We start from the raw sequence: 18,088 nt of genomic DNA on the forward strand, positions 1-18,088 counted from the left end.
CTAGGCGATATGTCGCCAGTCGAGCCCTGAATCTTGATCGGCCAATTGTAGCCAGTCCGGATCGCACCCGAGGGTGTCGACGAAACATTGCCGGGCCAGATGCGGCAGATTGTTCTTGCTGCTCAGATGGGCCAGAACCAGATGTTGCAGGTCCTGCCATCCCAGTTCATTCACCAGGTTTGCGGCCTGATGGTTGTTCAAATGTCCTTCGTCGCCACCCACCCGCTGCTTCAGGAAGTACGGATAGTGACCTCGGGCAAGCATGTCCCGGCAGTGGTTCGCCTCGATCATCAGCGCGTCCAGCCCGTGATAGCTTTGCAGCACCGACGGGCAGTACGAGCCAAGATCAGTCAACAAACCGAACCGACGCTGGCCGTCATTGAAGACGAACTGCGTCGGTTCCAGCGCATCGTGGGCCACGGACACCACATCGATATTCAAGCTCCCCACCTGCAAAGCCTGACCACCCACGAGAAAGCCCGCAACCTCAACCGGTTTGCGCATCCCGCGCGAGGTGCCGCTGCTCAGGTAGACCGGCAGATTGTAGCGCCGAGACAGCAAACCCACGCCATGCACATGATCGGCATGTTCGTGGGTCACCAGAATCGCGCTCAACTGATGGGCACTGATTCCGAGTCGAGCCAGACGCCGCTCGGTTTCCCGCAAGGAGAAACCACAATCGACCAGCACATACGTGTCATTGCTGGCGACCAGCGTGCCGTTCCCTCGGCTACCGCTGCCTAATACTGCGAAACGCACTTAACCCAGGTTGTCTTGAATGACACCCAGTACACGACGGGCAATGTCTGCCGGCGCGACGGTGTTGATGTTCTTCTCGACGGTTACCTGCACGCTGTCACCCACTTTGCTCAGGCGAACCTGATAGCGCTCGGCGCGGGCATCGATCTCTTCCTTGCTTTCCTTGCTGCCGAAAACTCGACCGAAGAAGCCGGGCTCGTTTTCAGGTGTCTTGGCTTTCTCGGCAAGGTTGATGTAGTACAGACCCAGGCTGCGGTTGATGTCTTCAACGCGCCATTCACCTTGATTCAAGGCACGACCGACGCTGGACCACGCGCGATCCAGATCCGAACCTACGTTCAGAACCGGGTTGCCGCTGCCGTCTTCCGTCAGGGCGACACGGCTTGGAGTGTCGTAGTCGCGTGCTGCGACCAGCGATACCGAACCGCCTTGCTCTGCGCTGCGGCTCAGGGACGCAAGCATGTCATCGGTCAGCGCCGAATCGAGGCCCAGATTGGTGGTGCGTGCCGGGAAATCGACTTCTGCGGTGCTGCCAGCGGGACGCTGGATGCTCACGACGTAGATTTCACTGGTGTTGCGCTGCACACCCGGCTCGATACGAACCCGCACGCGGGTTTCTGCATCAGCAGCCGTGCCGGTGGCACTCAGACGCTTGGCGACGGATGCGGAAAGCTCGTCCAGACGCTGCCAGGTGGTGCTGAATTCGCCGGTCTGCGGACGGTCTTCGGCAATACGGAAGCCGTTATCTTCGAAATACTGATGCGCCACTGGCCAGACTTCGGCAGGCGCACGTTGGGCAAGCACCCAGCGAGCGTCACCGCTTTTTTGCAGGCTGAAGTCGCTGGCGTCGGCGCCAACCGAGAGCGGCTGCGGACGAGGAACCACGTATTCGCCGGTTTTCTGCGCGTCATCAGTGACGTTGCGCGGAATCGGCAGCAGCGGGTCCAGACGTTTCTCGGTGACGCCGGCAGGCAGCGTCATCGGTGCTGTCTGGGTGGCTTGCAGGTAATCACTGCCGCGATCGCGGAAGTAACCATCTTCACCCCATATCCAACCGCAGCCACTGGTGCTGGAGATAATCAAGGCTAGTGCGGACAGTCCGGCCAATCGCTTCATTGCGTAGTGCTTCCTCATTAAACCAGGACGCCGGACTGGCGCAGGGCCTGACGCAGCGGTTCGTGACAGGCTTGGCTGAGCCAGGTGAGCGGCAGACGGATACCGTCCGGCATCAAACCCATTTCATGCAAGGCCCATTTCACGGGGATAGGGTTGGATTCGATAAACAGGGTCTTGTTGAGCGGCATGAGTTTTTCATGAATCGCACGAGCCGTGACGGCATCGCCACGCATCGCTGCGGCACACAGGTCGCTCATGGCCCGTGGCGCCACGTTGGCCGTCACGGAAATATTGCCCTTGCCACCCAGCAGCATCAGCTCGACCGCAGTCGCGTCATCGCCGGAATACACCAGGAAGTCGCTGCTCACGCCAGCCAGGATGTCCTTGGCGCGTTGCAGGTCGCCGGTGGCTTCCTTGATGGCGATGATGTTCGGCACGGTGGACAGACGAATAACCGTCTCGGCCAGCATGTCGCAAGCCGTTCGGCCAGGCACGTTGTACAGGATCTGCGGAATATCGACGGCTTCGGCGATCGTCCGGAAATGCTGATACAGGCCTTCCTGAGTCGGCTTGTTGTAGTAAGGGGTCACCAGAAGGCAGGCATCAGCGCCGGCGTTCTTGGCATTGGTCGTCAGTTCGATCGCTTCGCGCGTCGAATTGGCGCCTGTGCCAGCAATGACAGGAATACGCCCTGCAACCTGGGCAACCACGCGACGGATCACTTCGATGTGTTCATTTACATCGAGCGTGGCCGACTCACCTGTGGTGCCAACGGCAACAATGGCGTTGGTGCCCTCTTGCAGGTGGAAGTCCACCAGTTTGCTCAGGCTGTCCCAGTCCAGACGTCCCTGTGCATCCATGGGTGTGACCAGTGCCACCATACTGCCCGCAATCATGCAACCGCTCCTGCCGGAAAAAGAGAGCGGTAATGGTACTGGCGCTATCAGCCTTGCACAAGCGAAGTACCGTACTGTGAGCATTCCCCTGAGCGATGGTTTTCGCTACCCTTCGTTCTTTGATCGGTACTGGTCACCTGCTCGCCTCGCTCTTTTGCTCGATTTTATCGTCAGAACCCCTGCTCCAGCGCTGTTGCGGCCTGCAACGTCTTCATTATGCAGACGCACCCCGCCGGGGTTATGGTGGATGTCCGGCGCTGTCGATCAATGAAAGGGGCCGGCAAGCCAAAAATGTACCGACCGCTCATCGTCTAGGAATGCTGCATGTCGTCCACCCCCACAGTTCGCGAACAATTCCTTGTCATCAGTGCCCTTGGCGCAAACCCCATGGAGCTGACCAACGTTCTGTGCCGCGCCAGTCATGAAAACCGTTGCTCGGTGGTCAGCTCACGTCTGACCCGTCACGGCGAATACAGTGCGCTGGTGCTGCAGATTTCCGGTAGCTGGGATGCCTTGGCTCGCATGGAGACCGGCCTGCCCGGCCTGTCGAAGAAGCACGCCTTCACGACCAGTGTCGTGCGCAGCGCCACGCTCGAAAGCCGTCCTGAGGCGCTGCCTTATGTCGCTTACGTCAGTTCTGCGTATCGTCCGGACATCATCAATGAGCTGTGCCAGTTTTTCATGGACCACAACGTCGAGCTGGAAAACCTGATCTGCGACACCTATCTGGCGCCGCAAACGGGCGGCACCATGCTCAATGCGACGTTTACGGTGACCCTGCCTGCGGGCATTCAGATCAGCTGGCTGCGCGATCAATTCCTTGATTTCGCCGATGCGTTGAACCTCGATGCGCTGATCGAACCGTGGCGCCCACAAGCCCCAATGTAAGGAAGTTTCATGGCCGTAGCAGTAGATCAACCCGTCGCCGACTTTCAGGCCCAGGCCACCAGCGGGCAAGCGGTCAGCTTGTCCGCGCTCAAGGGCCGGCAGGTCGTTGTTTATTTCTACCCCAAGGACAACACGCCGGGTTGCACCACCCAGGGCCAGGACTTCCGCGATCATGTCGCGCCCTTCGAGGCGGCCAACACGGTCATCTTCGGCGTCTCCCGGGACAGCCTGAAGACTCACGAGAACTTCAAGGCCAAGCAATCGTTCCCGTTCGAACTGATTTCGGACAAGGACGAAGCCCTTTGCCAGCTGTTTGATGTGATCAAGCTGAAGAAGCTGTACGGCAAAGAATACCTGGGCGTCGATCGCAGCACCTTTCTCATCGACAAGGATGGCGTGCTGCGTCACGAATGGCGCGGCGTGAAGGTGCCCGGCCATGTGGCTGCGGTGCTTGAGAAGGCTCAGGCGCTGAATAACGCCTGATCAGCAACAGGTTTCGCTGCGCGCCTGCAACAGGCCCGCAGCGAATCGTGTTGCGTCTTGCTACAGCAAGGGCGCCACAGTGGGCTCATTGCGCGGCCAGGCGTCGAGCACGGCCTTGAACAGGGTAGCGAGGGGAATCGCGAAGAACACGCCCCAGAAGCCCAGCAGCCCGCCAAACAGCAACACCGCACAGATGATCGCCACCGGATGCAGATTGACCGCTTCTGAAAACAGCAGCGGCACCAGAACATTGCCGTCCAGCGCCTGAATCACCCCGTAGACCGCCATCAGATAGATGAACTGGTCACTCCAGCCCCACTGGAACAAGGCGATCAACGCCACTGGCACGGTAACCACCACCGCGCCGATGTAAGGCACCACCACCGACACACCCACCAGCATCGCCAGCAAGGCTGCGTAATTGAGCCCCAGCGCCACGAACGCGATGTAGGTCACCCCGCCGCAGACGACAATCTCGATGACCTTGCCGCGAATGTAATTGGCGATCTGCCGGTTCATTTCCTCGGCGACCCGGGTGATCAGTGCGCGCTCGCGAGGCAGATAGCCACGCGCCCAACGACCGATGACTTCCCGATCCTTGAGGAAAAAGAACACCAGGATCGGCACCAGCACCAGATAAATCATGATATTGACCAGCAGTGGCAGGCTCGACAGCGAGAACGTCAGCGCCCATTGGCCAAACTTGCCGATTTCGCCCCGTGCAGCCTCGATGGCGCGCAGCACCTGCTCGTCCGAGACCAGATGCGGATAGCGCTCAGGTAGCAGCAACAGCAACGACTGCCACTTGGCGAGCATGCCTGGCAACTCGTTGAACAACGTGATCAGTTGGTGCCAGAGCAACGGCACCAGCACCAGCAGAAACACCAGCAGCGCGCCCATGAACAAGGTGAACACCAGCGCCACCGCGCCGCCCTCGGGCACGCGCAGTCGCTCCAGCAGATTCACCAGGCCCTGCATCAGAAACGCCAGCACCATCCCGGCCAGCACCGGAGCCAACATGCCGCCCAGCGTCAGAACGATCGTGAACGCCAGAAACAGCAATACTGCGAGCACCACCGCCTCTTCATCCGAGAAGTAGCGTTGCACCCAGTCGCGAAGCACCTTGAACATCAAAAATCCTTTTGGGAAATGGAAAGCGGCCGCAGCTAAGCCTTGCGCAGCCAATACTGATAAACGCCGTCTTCGGCTTCTTCATGCACCAGCGTATGCCCCGCCAGCTTGGCGAAGGTACGGAAGTCACGTTGGGAACCGGCATCGGTGGCAATCACTTTAAGCACAGCGCCACTGGTCAGGCGGTTCAGCTCAAGCTTGGCCTTGAGTAGCGGCAACGGGCAGTTGAGCCCGGTTGCATCCACTTGGGCGTCGCAGGTTTGCGGGCGCGTTACAGCGTCAGACATCGTTTCTCTCCAGGCAGGCACATCAAATTGCAAAGCAGCGACAAATAACCGGTCGGACCTTTCAGACAGGACACAAAGAATACCGCACTCTGGTCAGCAAGCCATTGAGCCAGCTACAGTACGGGGTCTCCAACTCAGAGCTCCATGGATGAATTTTCTGCGACCCACCCTGCTGACGCTGGCCTGCCTGCTCGCTGTACCGAGCCATGCCGACGACCTGCCCTCTCTGGGCGACGCCAGTTCTTCCATCGTTTCTCCCGAACAGGAGCACCAACTGGGACGCGCCTGGCTCGGCCTGTTGCGCAGCCAGGTAGCCCAGCTGTCGGACCCGCAACTCAAGGACTTCGTCGAGACATCGGTCTATAAACTGGCCGAAACCAGCCAGGTTCAGGATCGACGCCTTGAGTTCATCCTGATCAACAGCCCGGAACTCAACGCCTTCGCTGCTCCAGGCGGGATCGTCGGGGTCAACGGCGGGCTGTTCCTCAATGCCCAGACTGAAGGCGAATATGCCTCGGTGCTTGCTCACGAACTGGCTCACTTGTCGCAACGCCACTTCGCGCGCGGCGTGGAAGCCCAGCAACGCATGCAGGTGCCGGTAATGGCCGCCATGCTCGCCGGTATCGTCATGGCCGCCGCAGGTGCTGGCGACGCAGGCATCGCCGCCATCGCCGGCTCCCAGGCCGCGGCCATTCAAGAGCAACGACGCTTTTCCCGCCAGAACGAGCAGGAAGCTGACCGCATCGGCATTCTCAACCTGGAAAAAGCCGGGTATGACCCGCGCAACATGCCGACCATGTTCGAGCGGCTGGCCCGTCAGTACCGCTTTGACGCCAAGCCGCCGGAATTCCTCCTGACTCACCCGGTTACCGAATCGCGCATCGCCGACACCCGCAACCGCGCCGAGCAGTCGAAACCGGGCGGCAAGGAAGACAGCCTGCGCTATCAGCTGATGCGGGCGCGAGTCGCGCTCATCTATGAAGAAACGCCGGGCATCGCCGCGAAACGCTTCCGCGCCCAGCTCACTGAAAATCCAAAATCCGATCCGGCCCGTTACGGTCTGGCGCTCGCGCAAATCAAGGCCGGACAGCTCAATGAGGCTCGCGAAACCCTCAAGCCGCTGATCGACAAGGCGCCGAACGACATCACTTACAACCTGACGCAGATCGATCTGGACATCACCAACAACCGCCTGGCTGACGCGCAGCAGCGGGTTGATCGAATGCTCGGCATGTTTCCGGACAACTACCCGCTGAATCAGGTGCGGGTCGACGTTTTACTCAAGCTGAATCGCAATGCCGAAGCTGAAAAGTCGCTCAACGGCCTGCTGAAAAATCGCCCTGATGATCCGGACATCTGGTACCTGGTGGCCGAAACCCGTGGCCTGAATGGCAATACCGTCGGTCTGCATCAGGCTCGTGCCGAATACTTCGCGCTGGTGGGTGATTTCCGTCAGGCGATCCAGCAACTGGACTTCGCCAAGCGCCGCTCCAACAACAACTTCCAGCTGGCTTCACGCATCGATGCCCGCCAGAAGGAGTTGCTGGATCAGGAGCGGATGGTCAAGGACTTGATGAATTAAGGCCGGTCCGGTAGGAGCCAACTTGTTGGCGAGGCGATATTCCTGGTTGCTCGCAAACATCGTCTCGCGCACAAGTTCGCTCCTACATTGCGGCATCGACCTCAAGCATTCCCCGCCAGCTTCATCCGCGCGGCGCGGGTGAAGTCCAGCATGCGCTGCAACGGACGTACGGCATTGGGGATCACCGCCGGGTCGACGAATATCTCGTTAGTCCCTTCCCGCAGGCATTGCAGCGTGCGCTCCAGGGTATTCATCGCCATCCATGGGCAATGTGCGCAACTGCGGCAGGCCGCGCCGTTGCCGGCGGTAGGCGCTTCGATGAAGATCTTGTCCGGGCACAGCTGCTGCATTTTGTAGAAAATGCCCCGATCAGTCGCAACAATGAACATCTTGTTTGGCAGCGTCTGCGCAGCGGCAATCAACTGGCTGGTGGAGCCCACTGCGTCCGCCAGATCGATCACTGATTCCGGCGACTCCGGGTGGACCAGAATCGCCGCGTCCGGATACAGCGCTTTCATGTCTTCCAACTGCTTGGACTTGAATTCTTCGTGGACGATGCAGGCGCCGTCCCACAGCAGCATGTCGGCACCGGTTTCCTTTTGGATGTAACGACCCAGGTGTTTGTCCGGTGCCCAGAGGATCTTCTCGCCGTTGTCCATCAGGCTTTCAACGATTTCCAGTGCGCAACTGGAAGTCACCACCCAGTCGGCCCGGGCTTTGACCGCCGCCGAGGTATTGGCGTAAACCACCACGGTGCGCTCAGGATGCTGATCGCAAAAGGCAGAAAACTCATCCACCGGGCAACCCAGATCCAGCGAACAGGTGGCCTCCAGGGTCGGCATCAAGATGCGTTTTTCGGGATTGAGGATCTTCGCCGTTTCGCCCATGAAACGGACCCCGGCGACCAGCACGGTTTGCGCCGAATGGCTGTTGCTGAAGCGGGCCATTTCCAGGGAATCGGACACACAGCCACCCGTTTCCTCGGCCAGGGCCTGGATAACCGGGTCGCAATAATAGTGAGCCACCAGCACGGCGTTCTGCGCCTTGAGTTCGGCAGCAATCGCAGCGCGGTAATGGGCCTGTTCGTCGAGGCTCAGCTCTTTGGGCTGCTTGGCATCGAGATGGGCCTGGACCAGAAGGCGTTCGGAAATCTGCGTCATGTTCACTGAACCTGAAAGCGCTCTATAGCGCGTAAGGCGAGTTTACACCCGAAAGGCAGACAGCAAAAAAGCCGGAATTCCTCGTTTCTCACGGGCCTTCCAGCTTTATAAGTATGTCGACCTTGGGTCGTAGGGTTCGGATCTGATCTGGACGGCGGCAAACCGGTCGATCAAGCCGCTGAAGGCGGAGCGGATTCTAGCCAGCCCGCTATGGATTTACCAATGATTTGCGCGGCATCGAATACCACCATTAGCGGCATTGCGCCACTTATTCATCCTTTCCAGAGTCAGACTCGCGCAGCCGATATTGTTTCGAGGCTACGACATTGACGCTGCGATCCGATATCATGCCGCCCCAACAAACCGTGCTCGCGACAAATCAGCGAATTATGCACCAGCGTCGTTTCGGCAGCATGGGGCACAACGTCGCAGCGCGAACGCTTGCCGGGCGCGGCGAGCAGGTTTGCAGATGGGCCGGATATCTCGGACTTATCAGCCAATGAGTTACCAAAATCAGTGTCGCCCCAAGTAGCTGAAGCCAATGACTAATAAAAAGTCAGCACAGGCGGGACATAAAAGTGAGGCTAAGCTTTATTAAGCCTTGTGTGCCCATCACCTTCCGAAACTGGTGACGGACATCTTCCGGCTTACCGTGAGCCGCAGGATCCCTGATCAGCAAGGCAGGCGCATGGCGTCCTACCATATGGATTTACAGCATGTTGAAGAAAGTGAACACGGCCCTGCTGGGCCTGGCCATGTCGATGGGCATCATGCCTACTCATGCAGCCGAGACCAAAAAAGTCGATGTGGTACTGATCGGCGGCGGCATCATGAGTTCGACCCTCGCGGTCTGGCTCAACGAGCTGGAACCGGGCTGGTCGATGGAAATGGTCGAGCGTCTTGACGGCGTCGCCGAAGAAAGCTCCAACGGCTGGAACAACGCCGGCACCGGTCACTCTGCCCTGGCCGAGCTGAACTACACGCCAGAAGACAAGAACGGCAAAGTCGATATCTCCAAGGCCATCGAAATCAACGAAGCCTTTCAGATCTCGCGTCAGTTCTGGTCCTGGCAGGTCAAGAACGACGTGCTGAAGAACCCGCGCTCGTTCATCAACTCCACGCCGCACATGAGCTTCGTGTGGGGCGACAACAACATCAAGTTCCTGAAAAAACGTTACGACGCATTGCAGGCGAGCCCGCTGTTCAGCGGCATGCAGTTCTCCGAGGACCCAGAGCAGATCAAGAAGTGGGTTCCGTTGATGATGGAAGGTCGTGATCCAGCGCAGAAACTTGCGGTCACCTGGAGCCCGATCGGCACCGACGTCAACTTTGGCGAGATCACTCGTCAGTTTGTCGGCCACCTGAAAGCGCAACCGAACTTCACGCTGAAGCTGTCCAGCGAAGTGCAGGACATCACCCGCAATAAAGACGGTTCGTGGCGCGTCGAGTACAAGAACCTGAAAGACGGCACCGAAACCACGACCGACGCCAAGTTCGTGTTCATCGGCGCGGGCGGCGGTGCCCTGCATCTGCTGCAGAAGTCGGGTATCCCGGAAGCCAAGGACTACGCGGCCTTCCCGGTTGGCGGTTCGTTCCTGGTCACCGAGAACCAGGACATCGCCATGCAGCACATGGCCAAGGCCTACGGCATCGCGTCGACCGGCGCACCGCCCATGTCGGTTCCGCACCTGGACACCCGCGTGCTGGATGGCAAGCGCGTCGTTCTGTTTGGCCCATTCGCGACCTTCTCCACCAAGTTCCTGAAAGAAGGCTCGTACCTGGATCTGCTGACCAGCACGACCCTGCACAACATCTGGCCGATGACCAAAGTGGGTATCGAACAGTATCCGCTGGTTGAATACCTGGCTGGCCAGTTGATGCTGTCCGACGATGATCGCTATAACGCCCTGAAAGAATACTTCCCGAACGCCAAGAAAGAAGACTGGCGCCTGTGGCAAGCCGGTCAACGCGTGCAGATCATCAAGCGCGACGAAGAGAAAGGCGGCGTCCTGAAGCTGGGCACCGAGATCGTTGCGTCCCAGGATGGCAGCATTGCCGGTCTGCTCGGCGCTTCGCCTGGTGCGTCGACTGCTGCGCCAATCATGCTGAGCGTGCTTGAGAAGGTCTTCAAGGACAAAGTCGCGACACCGGCCTGGCAAGAAAAACTGCACCAGATCGTTCCGAGCTACGGCACCAAGCTGAACACCAGCCCGGAAGCCGTTGCCAAGGAATGGGCCTACACCGCCGAAGTCCTGCAACTGACTCCGCCGCCACCTGTGAACAATCAGGTCGTGGCGCCTGCTGCGGCCTCTGACAAGGCTGCAGCACCGAAGCCAAGCAATCCAGCGGCCGACATGGCGCTGTAAGACACCGGTAAAACAAAGCCCCGTCAGACAGCGTCTGACGGGGCTTTTTGCTGCCTGCTTGTCGGATCCACGGCTGCCCCGTGGGAGCGAGCTTGCTCGCGAAGAACGATAACGCGGTGTGCCTGACCCCGCCAACGGAATCGATCCGACTCGAAATCGCCTGATGAAAAAACGGACGCAAAAAAAAGCTGTAAGGCCACATTTTCACGGGCCTTACAGCTTTACAACTACTACATCTAAAAATGGTGGGTCGTGTGGGATTCGAACCTACGACCAATTGGTTAAAAGCCAACTGCTCTACCAACTGAGCTAACGACCCTCTGTTGCGTGGCGCGTATATTACTGATTTCTATGAGTAATTCAACACCTAACTGTAATTAATTTAAAAATAACGGGTTGGGTCAGTAATTCCGGCGTTTGCGAAGCCCTCTGCGCGCAGGCGGCAGCTGTCGCATTTGCCGCAGGCACGGCCCTGATCGTCCGCTTGATAGCAGGAAACCGTCAGGCCGTAATCGACGCCCAGACGCACTCCAGCCTGAACGATTTCGGCTTTGCTCAGATTCTGCAGCGGCGCCTGAATCGTGAAGCCGTTACCTTCAACGCCAGCCTTGGTGGCCAGATTAGCCATGCGCTGAAACGACTCGATGAATTCCGGCCGGCAATCCGGGTAACCCGAATAATCCACCGCATTGACACCGATAAAGATATCCCGTGCGCCGAGCACTTCTGCCCAGCCCAGGGCCAGTGACAGGAAAACCGTATTGCGTGCCGGAACGTACGTCACCGGAATGCCTTCGCCGGGGGTTTCCGGGACAGCGATGGAACTGTCGGTCAGCGCCGAGCCGCCCATGCCATTCAGGTTCAGGCCGATCACCTTGTGCTCGACAGCGCCAAGGTCGCGGGCGACGCGCGCAGCTGCATCAAGCTCCGAGCGGTGGCGCTGGCCATAATCAAAGCTCATGGTGTAACAGGCATAACCCTCGGCGCGGGCCATAGCCACGACGGTGGCCGAATCCAGGCCGCCAGACAACAGGATTACCGCACGTTTTTCAGTCATGGTTGATTCACTCATCTCAGCGCCCCGGCTCATCGTTCCAGAGAAATTTATGCAACTGCATTTGCAGGCGTACAGGCAGGTTGTCGGCAACGATCCAGTCGGCCAGATCCCGTGCGTTCAGTTCATGGTGGCTCGGCGAAAACAGCACCTCGCCCGCGCGACGCTCCAGACCATACTGAATCAGCTTGGAAACCGCCCAGTCGTAGTCCTCGCGTGAACACAGCACGAATTTGACCTGATCGTTCGGGGTCAGCAGGTCGATATTTTCATAACGATTGCGTGCGACCTCCAATGAGCCAGGCGTCTTGAGATCGAGGATGCGACTGACGCGGGTGTCCACTGCTGAGATATCAAGGGCACCGCTGGTTTCCAGCGAGACCTCGTAACCGGCATCACAGAGCCGCTTGAGCAGTGGAATGGCGTTGGGCTGGGCCAACGGCTCGCCACCGGTCACACAGACATAGCGGGGCCGGTAGCTGGCGACCTGCTCGACGATGGCGTCCAGCGTTTGAATCGTACCGCCACTGAAGGCGTAGGCACTGTCGCAATACTGGCAGCGCAACGGGCAGCCGGTAAGGCGGACAAATACAGTGGGCAGCCCAGCTGTACGTGTTTCACCCTGCAACGAGTAAAAGATTTCGGTGATACGTAATGTGTCTTGCATAGGGGCCACGGGCGTAACAGCTAAACAGGCCGTCCGCCTCCGTCAGGCACTTCAAGGCACCCTGCACACGCAGAATCCAGAGAAGCGTAATAAATACCGGAATTTCGGGTGCCGAATTCTAACGAAAAAAGCCGCGACAAGCGCGGCTTTCTTGAGTTTCGGGTCAGAACGTCAGAGACGCTGCAGATCGCGTTGCGCCAGCTGCGCAGCCGATGTGCCCGGATACTGAGCGACAACCTGCTGCAAAATGCCTTTCACCTTGTCGGTATGACCGAGGCGGCGCTCGACATCAGCGAGCTTGTACAACGAGTCCGGCACCTTGGCGTGCTTGGGATAAAGCTGGCTGACCTTGGCGAAGGCCTGACCGGCGCCTTGCAGGTCGCCTTTGGCCAGATTCACTTCACCCAGCCAATACTGGGCATTGCCCGCGTACAAGCTGTTTGGATACTTGCGCAGGAAAGCGGTAAAAGCCTGACTGGCCTTATCGAAATCCTTGGCCTTGATCAGGTCGAAGGCAGCTTCGTAATAAAGCTTCTCCTTCGCTGGATCAGGGGCTTCAGTACCTGCGGCCGGCGCTTGAGACGCCGGTGCGACAGGAGCTCCGCTGGCGTTGATTTCACCGCCACCGGGTTGAGAATTATTGGTAGCCGCTGCGGCTGCGCCGCCTGCTCCTATGCGTGAATCCAGATCCTGATACCGTTCAAGCGCTTCTTGCTTCATGCGCTGGATATCGTTTTGCTGGACCTCGACCATACCGCGCAAACGCGCGATTTCGTCTTGCATCTGTTGCAACTGCATGAACAGCTGACCTTGTGCCGAGGGGGGAGCCGAAACCCCTCCCCCGGCATAGGCGCCGGACGTGCCATAACCCGCTGGCGGATAACTGTTGCTGCTACCAGAGCCAGAATTGTTATCGACCACAGGAGCCGCACCCCACGCAACAAGTGGAAGGGTGAGGGCCAAAACGGTTAGAGCACGTCGGCACGTTCGCATGTCAAATTACTTACGCAGTTCGACGCGACGGTTTTGAGCCCAGGACTGCTCGTCGTTGCCGGTAGCAACTGGACGCTCTTCGCCGTAGGAAACCAGTTCCAGCTGAGCTGGGGAAACACCTTGCAGTACCAGGTAGCGTTGAACGGCTTTCGCACGACGCTCGCCCAGTGCCATGTTGTACTCACGAGTACCACGTTCGTCGGTGTTGCCTTCCAGAACGACGCGAGCGCCATTGCCTTTCAGGTCTTTGGCGTGAACATCCAGAGCGCGCATGGCTTCTGGCTTCAGGTCCGAGCTGTCGTATTCGAAGTAGAAAGTGGTGATGGCGCGCAGAGCAGCTTCTTCGCTCAGGGAACCGTCAACAGCACCAGTGTTTGCGCCGTAACCAGCGTTTGGATCAACAGCAGCGCCTGCACCGGCATTGTCGCCGCCTTTGGACGAGCAACCTACAGCTACAGCCATGGCCAGAGCCAGCGCAGCAAACTTACCAAACTTCAGCATTTCCATCTTGAAACTCCTAATGAACCCCAGTGTGTTAAGCAAAACGTGTAGCGCCGCGTCAGTTCAGGTAAGGGGACCAGGAAGGTTCTCTGACTTCGCCTTGAGCGGTAGGAAGCGGGAGCCTTACGCGTCCATTAATGGACACGAGCATCAAGACTCCCCGGCCCTGCTGGCGGGTGGCGTAGATTACCATGGTGCCGTTGGGTGCGACAGTAGGCGACTCATCTAGGTTGCTATCTGTGAGGATTTTTACACTTCCCCGAGCCAGATCTTGCACTGCAACCTTGAAATTAGTGAAGCCGTCCTGCCGGTGAATCATTACCAGCGTCTTTTCATCGGCCGATAATTTCGGGTTAGCGTTGTAGTTACCAATAAAGGTCACTCGCTCGGCACCGCCACCACTGATGTTGGTTTTATAGATCTGTGGCTTGCCGCCACGATCCGATGTGAAGTAAATCGTCGAGCCATCTTTGCCGAAAAACGGTTCGGTATCGATCGAAGAATCATTGGTCACGCGATTCAAGGCACGGGAGGCCAGGTTCATCACGTAGATTTCCGGGTTACCGTCTTTGGATAGTACGAACGCCAGCTTGCTGCCATCCGGCGACCATGCAGGCGCGCCGTTCAGGCCTTCGAAGTTGGTGATCTGCTCGCGGCGACCGGTATCAATGTGTTGAACGAAGATACGCGGACGCTTCTGTTCGAACGATACATAAGCGATGCGCTTGCCATCCGGCGCGAAACGCGGCGACAGGATCGGCTCACGGGACTGCAACAGCGTCACTGCACGGGCACCGTCGTAATCCGAACGTTGCAGGGTGAAGCGCGTGTTGTTTTCCGAGAAACGTTCAGCGGTCACGTACAGCATACGGGTTGAGAACGCGCCCTTGATGCCGGTCAGCTTTTCGAAAGACTGGTCAGCGATGTAGTGCGCCATGTCGCGCAGTTGATCGTTGGTGCCCGAAACATTACCGGTCAGCACTTGCTGTTCAGTCGCGACGTTGAACAAAGCGTATTGAATCTGCAGGCGACCGCCTGCAGGAACAATATTGCCTACCATCACGTACTGCGCATTCAGCGCTTTCCAGTCACGGAAAATGACTTCGCTGGCCTGGGTCGGCAAGCTGATCATGTTCTGCTTTGGAATCGGCGAGTAATAACCCGAGTTACGCAGGTCATTGCTGACGATTTCCGCCATGTCTTCAGGCAACACCGCCCCGCCCTGCCAGCCAAACGGCACGACAGCAATCGGGGTGGCACGGTCACTGCCGCTCGTGACCAGAATGTTCTTTTCATCTGCGGCGACCAATGTGGCTGCACAACAGAGAACGACTACTAGCAATCCTCGAAAAAGCTTGATCACAAGGCTAGATCTCCAGGTGTGAATGTCATCTTGAATGAACGATAGGGAGCGAAGTCAGCCGGCTTCAGGCCCTGCATTTCTGTTAAACGCCCAATATTCTTGACCGCTGCTACCGCGGAACTGTCAAACGGACCGTCGCCGCTGGATTTGGCCACCGACACAGACGATATCGTACCGTCCGGCAGCATCCCGATCTGCAGTATTACCGACATATTGTTGCGCGCTGACGGTGGTCGACTCCAACCTTCTGAAGCTCGCACACGAATCAGATCATCGAAACTACCTGCCGTTTCATCGCCTTGCTCGTCCGCCAACGCCTGTTGCCGCTCCGGTTTATCAGAGAGCAAGTCAGCCAGGGCCTGAGCCTTTTTCTCTTCGGCTGATTTACGTGCCGCTTCCTGCGCCTTCTTGGCCGCATCGGCGGTGGACTTCTTCTTGGCGTCTTCGGTCGCTTTTTTCTTGGCGTCGTCAGCGGCTTTCTTCTTCGCGTCTTCTGCCGCTTTTTTCTTCGCATCATCGGCAGCCTGTTTCTTGGCTTCCTCTGCGGCGGCTTTCTTCGCGTCTTCTTCGGCCTTTTTCTTGGCGTCTTCTTCGGCTTTTTTCTTGGCTATATCGGCCAGTTGTTTCTCTTCAGCCTTTTTAGCGTCATTCACTTTCTTGGCTTCGTCAGCTTTCTTTGCATCGTCGGCTTTCTTGGCGTCATCGGCCTTTTTGGCTTCCTCTGCTTTCTGCTCAGCCTTCTCTGCCGCGTCTTCAGCCTTTTGTTCCTCGGCTTTTTGAGCGGCCTCTTCTTTCTTTTGTTCCGCAGCTTTTACAGCTTCCTGCTTTTTCTGCTCGACTAATTTCTGTTCCAGCTGCTCGGCTTCAGTCTGGCGCGCAGCGGACTTCTTCGCCTCGCCGGCAATCTTCTGATTGGTCTGGGTCGTCGCCTGGCTCTTGGATTTGAGCTGGTAAAGCGTTGCCTGAACGATAGGCTTGGATTCCGGCAGATCCGGAGTCATGGCGAAGCTGACGAAGAGCAGGCCAAAAATCAGGATGTGCAGGGCCACGGCCCAGATACCAGGCCAGAAGTAGCTTTCCGAGGCGGAAGGCTCTCGAATTGGCTGCATCAGGGTGCCTCAGTAATCAAACCAACATTGCCGACCCCGGCTTTCTGCAACCCGCCCATCGTGCCCATCACCGAGCCGTAATCAACGGTTTTGTCACCACGAATGAAGACCTGCGTCTGCTTGCCCGCTTCACGACCGGAGGCGACGATCTTGGTCACCGCCGAGGTCAGCTGCGGCAGGGTCATTGCCTTGTCCATCTGCTTGTCGGTATCGACTTCGCTGCCAAGGTTCCAGTAGTAGGTCTTGTCAGCCTTGATCGAAATGGTCAGGACCTGGTTGTTGTTGTCCTGCGGCAAAGCCTCGCTGGAGACTTTGGGCAAATCAACTTTCACGCCCTGATTGATCATGGGTGCGGTGACCATGAAAATGACCAGCAGCACCAACATCACGTCGATGTACGGCACCACGTTCATTTCAGCGGTCGGCTTGCGCTTTTTGCGTCGATCTCGAGCGATTAAAGCCATTGGGAATTACCTGCTCACTCTTCGCTGGTGTGCACTTTACGGTGCAGGATGGCCTGGAATTCGTCGGCGAAGGTGTAGTAACGGCTGATCAAGGTCTCGCTGCGAGCGGCGAAACGGTTGTAAGCGATTACTGCAGGAATCGCCGCGAACAGGCCAATGGCTGTTGCGATCAAGGCTTCGGCAATACCCGGTGCAACAGTGGCGAGTGTCGCCTGTTGCGCGGTAGCCAGGCCACGGAAGGAGTTCATGATGCCCCAGACGGTGCCGAACAGGCCGATGTAGGGGCTGGTGGAACCGACAGTGGCAAGAAACGACAGGCCGGCTTCCAGTTTTTCTTCTTCACGGGAAATAGCCACGCGCATGGCACGTGCCACGCCTTCCATGACCGCATCAGGATCGACACCGGCCTGTTGGCGCAGACGGGAGAATTCCTTGAAGCCAGCGCGGAAGATCTGCTCTACACCGGAATCCGGGTCCGGGTTGCTGCCAGCCTGACGATACAGCTTGGACAAATCGATACCGGACCAGAAACGCTCCTCGAAGCTTTCCAGCGCACGCCGCCCGGCGCGCAGCATATTGCTGCGCTGAAAAATCATGACCCACGAAGTGACTGAAGCAGCCACCAGGATCAGCATCACCAACTGAACCACGACGCTGGCATTACTGACCAAACTCCACATGGAGGAATGGTCGACGACGTTAGCTTCCACGCTTTATCTCCTGCTCTGAATGTGTACCCGCGCCGCTCTGGTCGGCAAAGGCCGCACGCAAAGCTTCGGGAATGGCCCGGGGTTTCAAACTATCGGCGCGTACGCACGCCACCAAAAACTGCCCTTCACAGAGCAGCGTTGCATCCGCGGCCCGCCTGACCTGTTGCTTGAAGCGCAGGCTGGCACGGTTCAATTCGATTACTTCGGCGCTGACCAGCAATTCGTCATCCAACCGCGCCGGCTTGTGATAACGCGCCTCGCTGGAATGCACGACGAACAACAGGTTCTCCCCCGCCAGCGCGGATTGGGCGAACCCCAATTCCCGCAGCCGCTCGGTACGAGCCCGCTCCATGAATTTCAGATAATTGACGTAATAGACGATGCCGCCAGCATCGGTGTCTTCGTAATAAACCCGACAACGATGTGCGAACGACTGAACCCCGTTTTGCGCGCGCATACTCTAGTGCTTACTCCTCAGCTTGCCAATCCGCCAGGCAACTGTTTTTCAAGGTTTTGCAGGATATTCCCTGACAGATTGGCGCAACTGCCAGTCTGACCA

Annotated in this window: 19 protein-coding genes and 1 tRNA gene; 4 read left to right on the plus strand and 16 right to left on the minus strand. The window is 58.0% G+C overall.

Going from position 1 to position 18,088, the window contains the following annotated elements:
• Genes CFII64_RS03575 through dapA form a run of 3 tightly spaced genes read right to left on the minus strand, consistent with a single transcriptional unit; the run spans position 1 to position 2,771 of the window.
• The gene (locus CFII64_RS03575) at positions 1 to 759 is read right to left on the minus strand and encodes an MBL fold metallo-hydrolase (RefSeq protein ID WP_020289399.1); all 759 of its coding nucleotides are present in this window, start codon (positions 757 to 759) and stop codon (positions 1 to 3) included.
• A complete protein-coding gene (bamC, locus tag CFII64_RS03580; RefSeq protein ID WP_020289400.1) occupies positions 760 to 1,875 on the minus strand; it encodes an outer membrane protein assembly factor BamC in 1,116 nt (371 codons plus the stop codon).
• Between the two features lie 17 nt (positions 1,876 to 1,892).
• Positions 1,893 to 2,771, minus strand: coding sequence for a 4-hydroxy-tetrahydrodipicolinate synthase (gene dapA, locus CFII64_RS03585; RefSeq protein WP_020289401.1), 879 nt, complete (start codon positions 2,769 to 2,771; stop codon positions 1,893 to 1,895).
• Between the two features lie 324 nt (positions 2,772 to 3,095).
• Between dapA and CFII64_RS03590 the strand changes: the two genes are divergently transcribed.
• Positions 3,096 to 3,659, plus strand: coding sequence for a glycine cleavage system protein R (locus CFII64_RS03590; protein WP_020289402.1), 564 nt, complete (start codon positions 3,096 to 3,098; stop codon positions 3,657 to 3,659).
• A 9-nt stretch (positions 3,660 to 3,668) separates the two neighbouring features.
• On the plus strand, positions 3,669 to 4,142 hold the full coding sequence (locus CFII64_RS03595; RefSeq protein WP_020289403.1) for a peroxiredoxin: 474 nt from the start codon (positions 3,669 to 3,671) through the stop codon (positions 4,140 to 4,142).
• 60 nt (positions 4,143 to 4,202) lie between these two features.
• On the opposite strand, the gene CFII64_RS03600 is transcribed toward CFII64_RS03595, so the two are convergent.
• Together CFII64_RS03600 and CFII64_RS03605 are read right to left on the minus strand one after the other, a co-directional pair.
• On the minus strand, positions 4,203 to 5,273 hold the full coding sequence (locus CFII64_RS03600; RefSeq protein ID WP_020289404.1) for an AI-2E family transporter: 1,071 nt from the start codon (positions 5,271 to 5,273) through the stop codon (positions 4,203 to 4,205).
• A gap of 35 nt (positions 5,274 to 5,308) precedes the next feature.
• Positions 5,309 to 5,560 carry a sulfurtransferase TusA family protein gene (locus CFII64_RS03605; protein WP_020289405.1) on the minus strand — a complete coding sequence of 84 codons (252 nt, stop codon included), beginning with the start codon at positions 5,558 to 5,560 and terminating at the stop codon, positions 5,309 to 5,311.
• A gap of 148 nt (positions 5,561 to 5,708) precedes the next feature.
• On the opposite strand from CFII64_RS03605, the gene CFII64_RS03610 reads away from it, so the two are divergent.
• Positions 5,709 to 7,142 carry a M48 family metalloprotease gene (locus CFII64_RS03610; RefSeq protein WP_020289406.1) on the plus strand — a complete coding sequence of 478 codons (1,434 nt, stop codon included), beginning with the start codon at positions 5,709 to 5,711 and terminating at the stop codon, positions 7,140 to 7,142.
• Between the two features lie 101 nt (positions 7,143 to 7,243).
• Here the strand turns inward: CFII64_RS03610 and nadA are convergent, their stop codons facing one another.
• Positions 7,244 to 8,302 (minus strand): quinolinate synthase NadA, encoded by a 1,059-nt coding sequence (nadA, locus tag CFII64_RS03615; RefSeq protein ID WP_020289407.1) that lies wholly within the window; start codon positions 8,300 to 8,302, stop codon positions 7,244 to 7,246.
• Between the two features lie 716 nt (positions 8,303 to 9,018).
• Here nadA and mqo point away from each other — a divergent pair.
• On the plus strand, positions 9,019 to 10,668 hold the full coding sequence (mqo, locus tag CFII64_RS03620; RefSeq protein ID WP_020289408.1) for a malate dehydrogenase (quinone): 1,650 nt from the start codon (positions 9,019 to 9,021) through the stop codon (positions 10,666 to 10,668).
• Positions 10,669 to 10,911: 243 nt separating this feature from the next.
• Here the strand turns inward: mqo and CFII64_RS03625 are convergent.
• The 10 genes from CFII64_RS03625 to ybgC all read right to left on the minus strand — a co-directional run bounded on the left by CFII64_RS03625 (position 10,912) and on the right by ybgC (position 17,986).
• Positions 10,912 to 10,987: transfer RNA gene (locus tag CFII64_RS03625), tRNA-Lys, on the minus strand.
• Between the two features lie 63 nt (positions 10,988 to 11,050).
• Positions 11,051 to 11,725 carry a 7-cyano-7-deazaguanine synthase QueC gene (gene queC / locus CFII64_RS03630; protein WP_020289409.1) on the minus strand — a complete coding sequence of 225 codons (675 nt, stop codon included), beginning with the start codon at positions 11,723 to 11,725 and terminating at the stop codon, positions 11,051 to 11,053.
• A 16-nt stretch (positions 11,726 to 11,741) separates the two neighbouring features.
• The gene (queE, locus tag CFII64_RS03635; protein WP_020289410.1) at positions 11,742 to 12,389 is read right to left on the minus strand and encodes a 7-carboxy-7-deazaguanine synthase QueE; all 648 of its coding nucleotides are present in this window, start codon (positions 12,387 to 12,389) and stop codon (positions 11,742 to 11,744) included.
• 171 nt (positions 12,390 to 12,560) lie between these two features.
• Positions 12,561 to 13,382: a tol-pal system protein YbgF gene (gene ybgF, locus CFII64_RS03640; RefSeq protein ID WP_080290868.1), complete on the minus strand. Its 822-nt coding sequence runs from the start codon at positions 13,380 to 13,382 to the stop codon at positions 12,561 to 12,563.
• A gap of 6 nt (positions 13,383 to 13,388) precedes the next feature.
• Positions 13,389 to 13,889, minus strand: a complete 501-nt coding sequence (gene pal / locus CFII64_RS03645; protein ID WP_020289412.1) for a peptidoglycan-associated lipoprotein Pal — start codon at positions 13,887 to 13,889, stop codon at positions 13,389 to 13,391.
• A 52-nt stretch (positions 13,890 to 13,941) separates the two neighbouring features.
• Positions 13,942 to 15,192 (minus strand): Tol-Pal system beta propeller repeat protein TolB, encoded by a 1,251-nt coding sequence (gene tolB / locus CFII64_RS03650; protein WP_020289413.1) that lies wholly within the window; start codon positions 15,190 to 15,192, stop codon positions 13,942 to 13,944.
• 50 nt (positions 15,193 to 15,242) lie between these two features.
• A complete protein-coding gene (gene tolA, locus CFII64_RS03655; protein ID WP_020289414.1) occupies positions 15,243 to 16,355 on the minus strand; it encodes a cell envelope integrity protein TolA in 1,113 nt (370 codons plus the stop codon).
• Positions 16,355 to 16,819 carry a protein TolR gene (tolR, locus tag CFII64_RS03660; protein WP_020289415.1) on the minus strand — a complete coding sequence of 155 codons (465 nt, stop codon included), beginning with the start codon at positions 16,817 to 16,819 and terminating at the stop codon, positions 16,355 to 16,357. The genes tolA and tolR overlap by 1 nt, the downstream gene beginning before the upstream one ends.
• Positions 16,820 to 16,833: 14 nt before the next feature.
• The gene (gene tolQ, locus CFII64_RS03665; RefSeq protein ID WP_020289416.1) at positions 16,834 to 17,529 is read right to left on the minus strand and encodes a protein TolQ; all 696 of its coding nucleotides are present in this window, start codon (positions 17,527 to 17,529) and stop codon (positions 16,834 to 16,836) included.
• Complete coding sequence (ybgC, locus tag CFII64_RS03670) at positions 17,519 to 17,986, minus strand: tol-pal system-associated acyl-CoA thioesterase (protein WP_020289417.1); 468 nt, start codon at positions 17,984 to 17,986, stop codon at positions 17,519 to 17,521. Before ybgC ends, tolQ begins: the two co-directional genes overlap by 11 nt.
• Positions 17,987 to 18,088 lie beyond the last annotated feature (102 nt).

This window comes from Pseudomonas sp. CFII64 (assembly GCF_000416235.1).
GTDB lineage: Bacteria > Pseudomonadota > Gammaproteobacteria > Pseudomonadales > Pseudomonadaceae > Aquipseudomonas.

Coding starts and splice junctions, on each gene's coding strand:
- bamC (WP_020289400.1), bottom strand. CDS start 1,875: ATGAAGCGATTGGCCGGACTGTCCGCACTAGCCTTGATTATCTCCAGC.
- dapA (WP_020289401.1), bottom strand. CDS start 2,771: ATGATTGCGGGCAGTATGGTGGCACTGGTCACACCCATGGATGCACAG.
- CFII64_RS03590 (WP_020289402.1), top strand. CDS start 3,096: ATGTCGTCCACCCCCACAGTTCGCGAACAATTCCTTGTCATCAGTGCC.
- CFII64_RS03595 (WP_020289403.1), top strand. CDS start 3,669: ATGGCCGTAGCAGTAGATCAACCCGTCGCCGACTTTCAGGCCCAGGCC.
- CFII64_RS03600 (WP_020289404.1), bottom strand. CDS start 5,273: ATGTTCAAGGTGCTTCGCGACTGGGTGCAACGCTACTTCTCGGATGAA.
- CFII64_RS03605 (WP_020289405.1), bottom strand. CDS start 5,560: ATGTCTGACGCTGTAACGCGCCCGCAAACCTGCGACGCCCAAGTGGAT.
- CFII64_RS03610 (WP_020289406.1), top strand. CDS start 5,709: ATGAATTTTCTGCGACCCACCCTGCTGACGCTGGCCTGCCTGCTCGCT.
- nadA (WP_020289407.1), bottom strand. CDS start 8,302: ATGACGCAGATTTCCGAACGCCTTCTGGTCCAGGCCCATCTCGATGCC.
- mqo (WP_020289408.1), top strand. CDS start 9,019: ATGTTGAAGAAAGTGAACACGGCCCTGCTGGGCCTGGCCATGTCGATG.
- queC (WP_020289409.1), bottom strand. CDS start 11,725: ATGACTGAAAAACGTGCGGTAATCCTGTTGTCTGGCGGCCTGGATTCG.
- queE (WP_020289410.1), bottom strand. CDS start 12,389: ATGCAAGACACATTACGTATCACCGAAATCTTTTACTCGTTGCAGGGT.
- ybgF (WP_080290868.1), bottom strand. CDS start 13,382: ATGCGAACGTGCCGACGTGCTCTAACCGTTTTGGCCCTCACCCTTCCA.
- pal (WP_020289412.1), bottom strand. CDS start 13,889: ATGGAAATGCTGAAGTTTGGTAAGTTTGCTGCGCTGGCTCTGGCCATG.
- tolA (WP_020289414.1), bottom strand. CDS start 16,355: ATGCAGCCAATTCGAGAGCCTTCCGCCTCGGAAAGCTACTTCTGGCCT.
- tolR (WP_020289415.1), bottom strand. CDS start 16,819: ATGGCTTTAATCGCTCGAGATCGACGCAAAAAGCGCAAGCCGACCGCT.
- ybgC (WP_020289417.1), bottom strand. CDS start 17,986: ATGCGCGCGCAAAACGGGGTTCAGTCGTTCGCACATCGTTGTCGGGTT.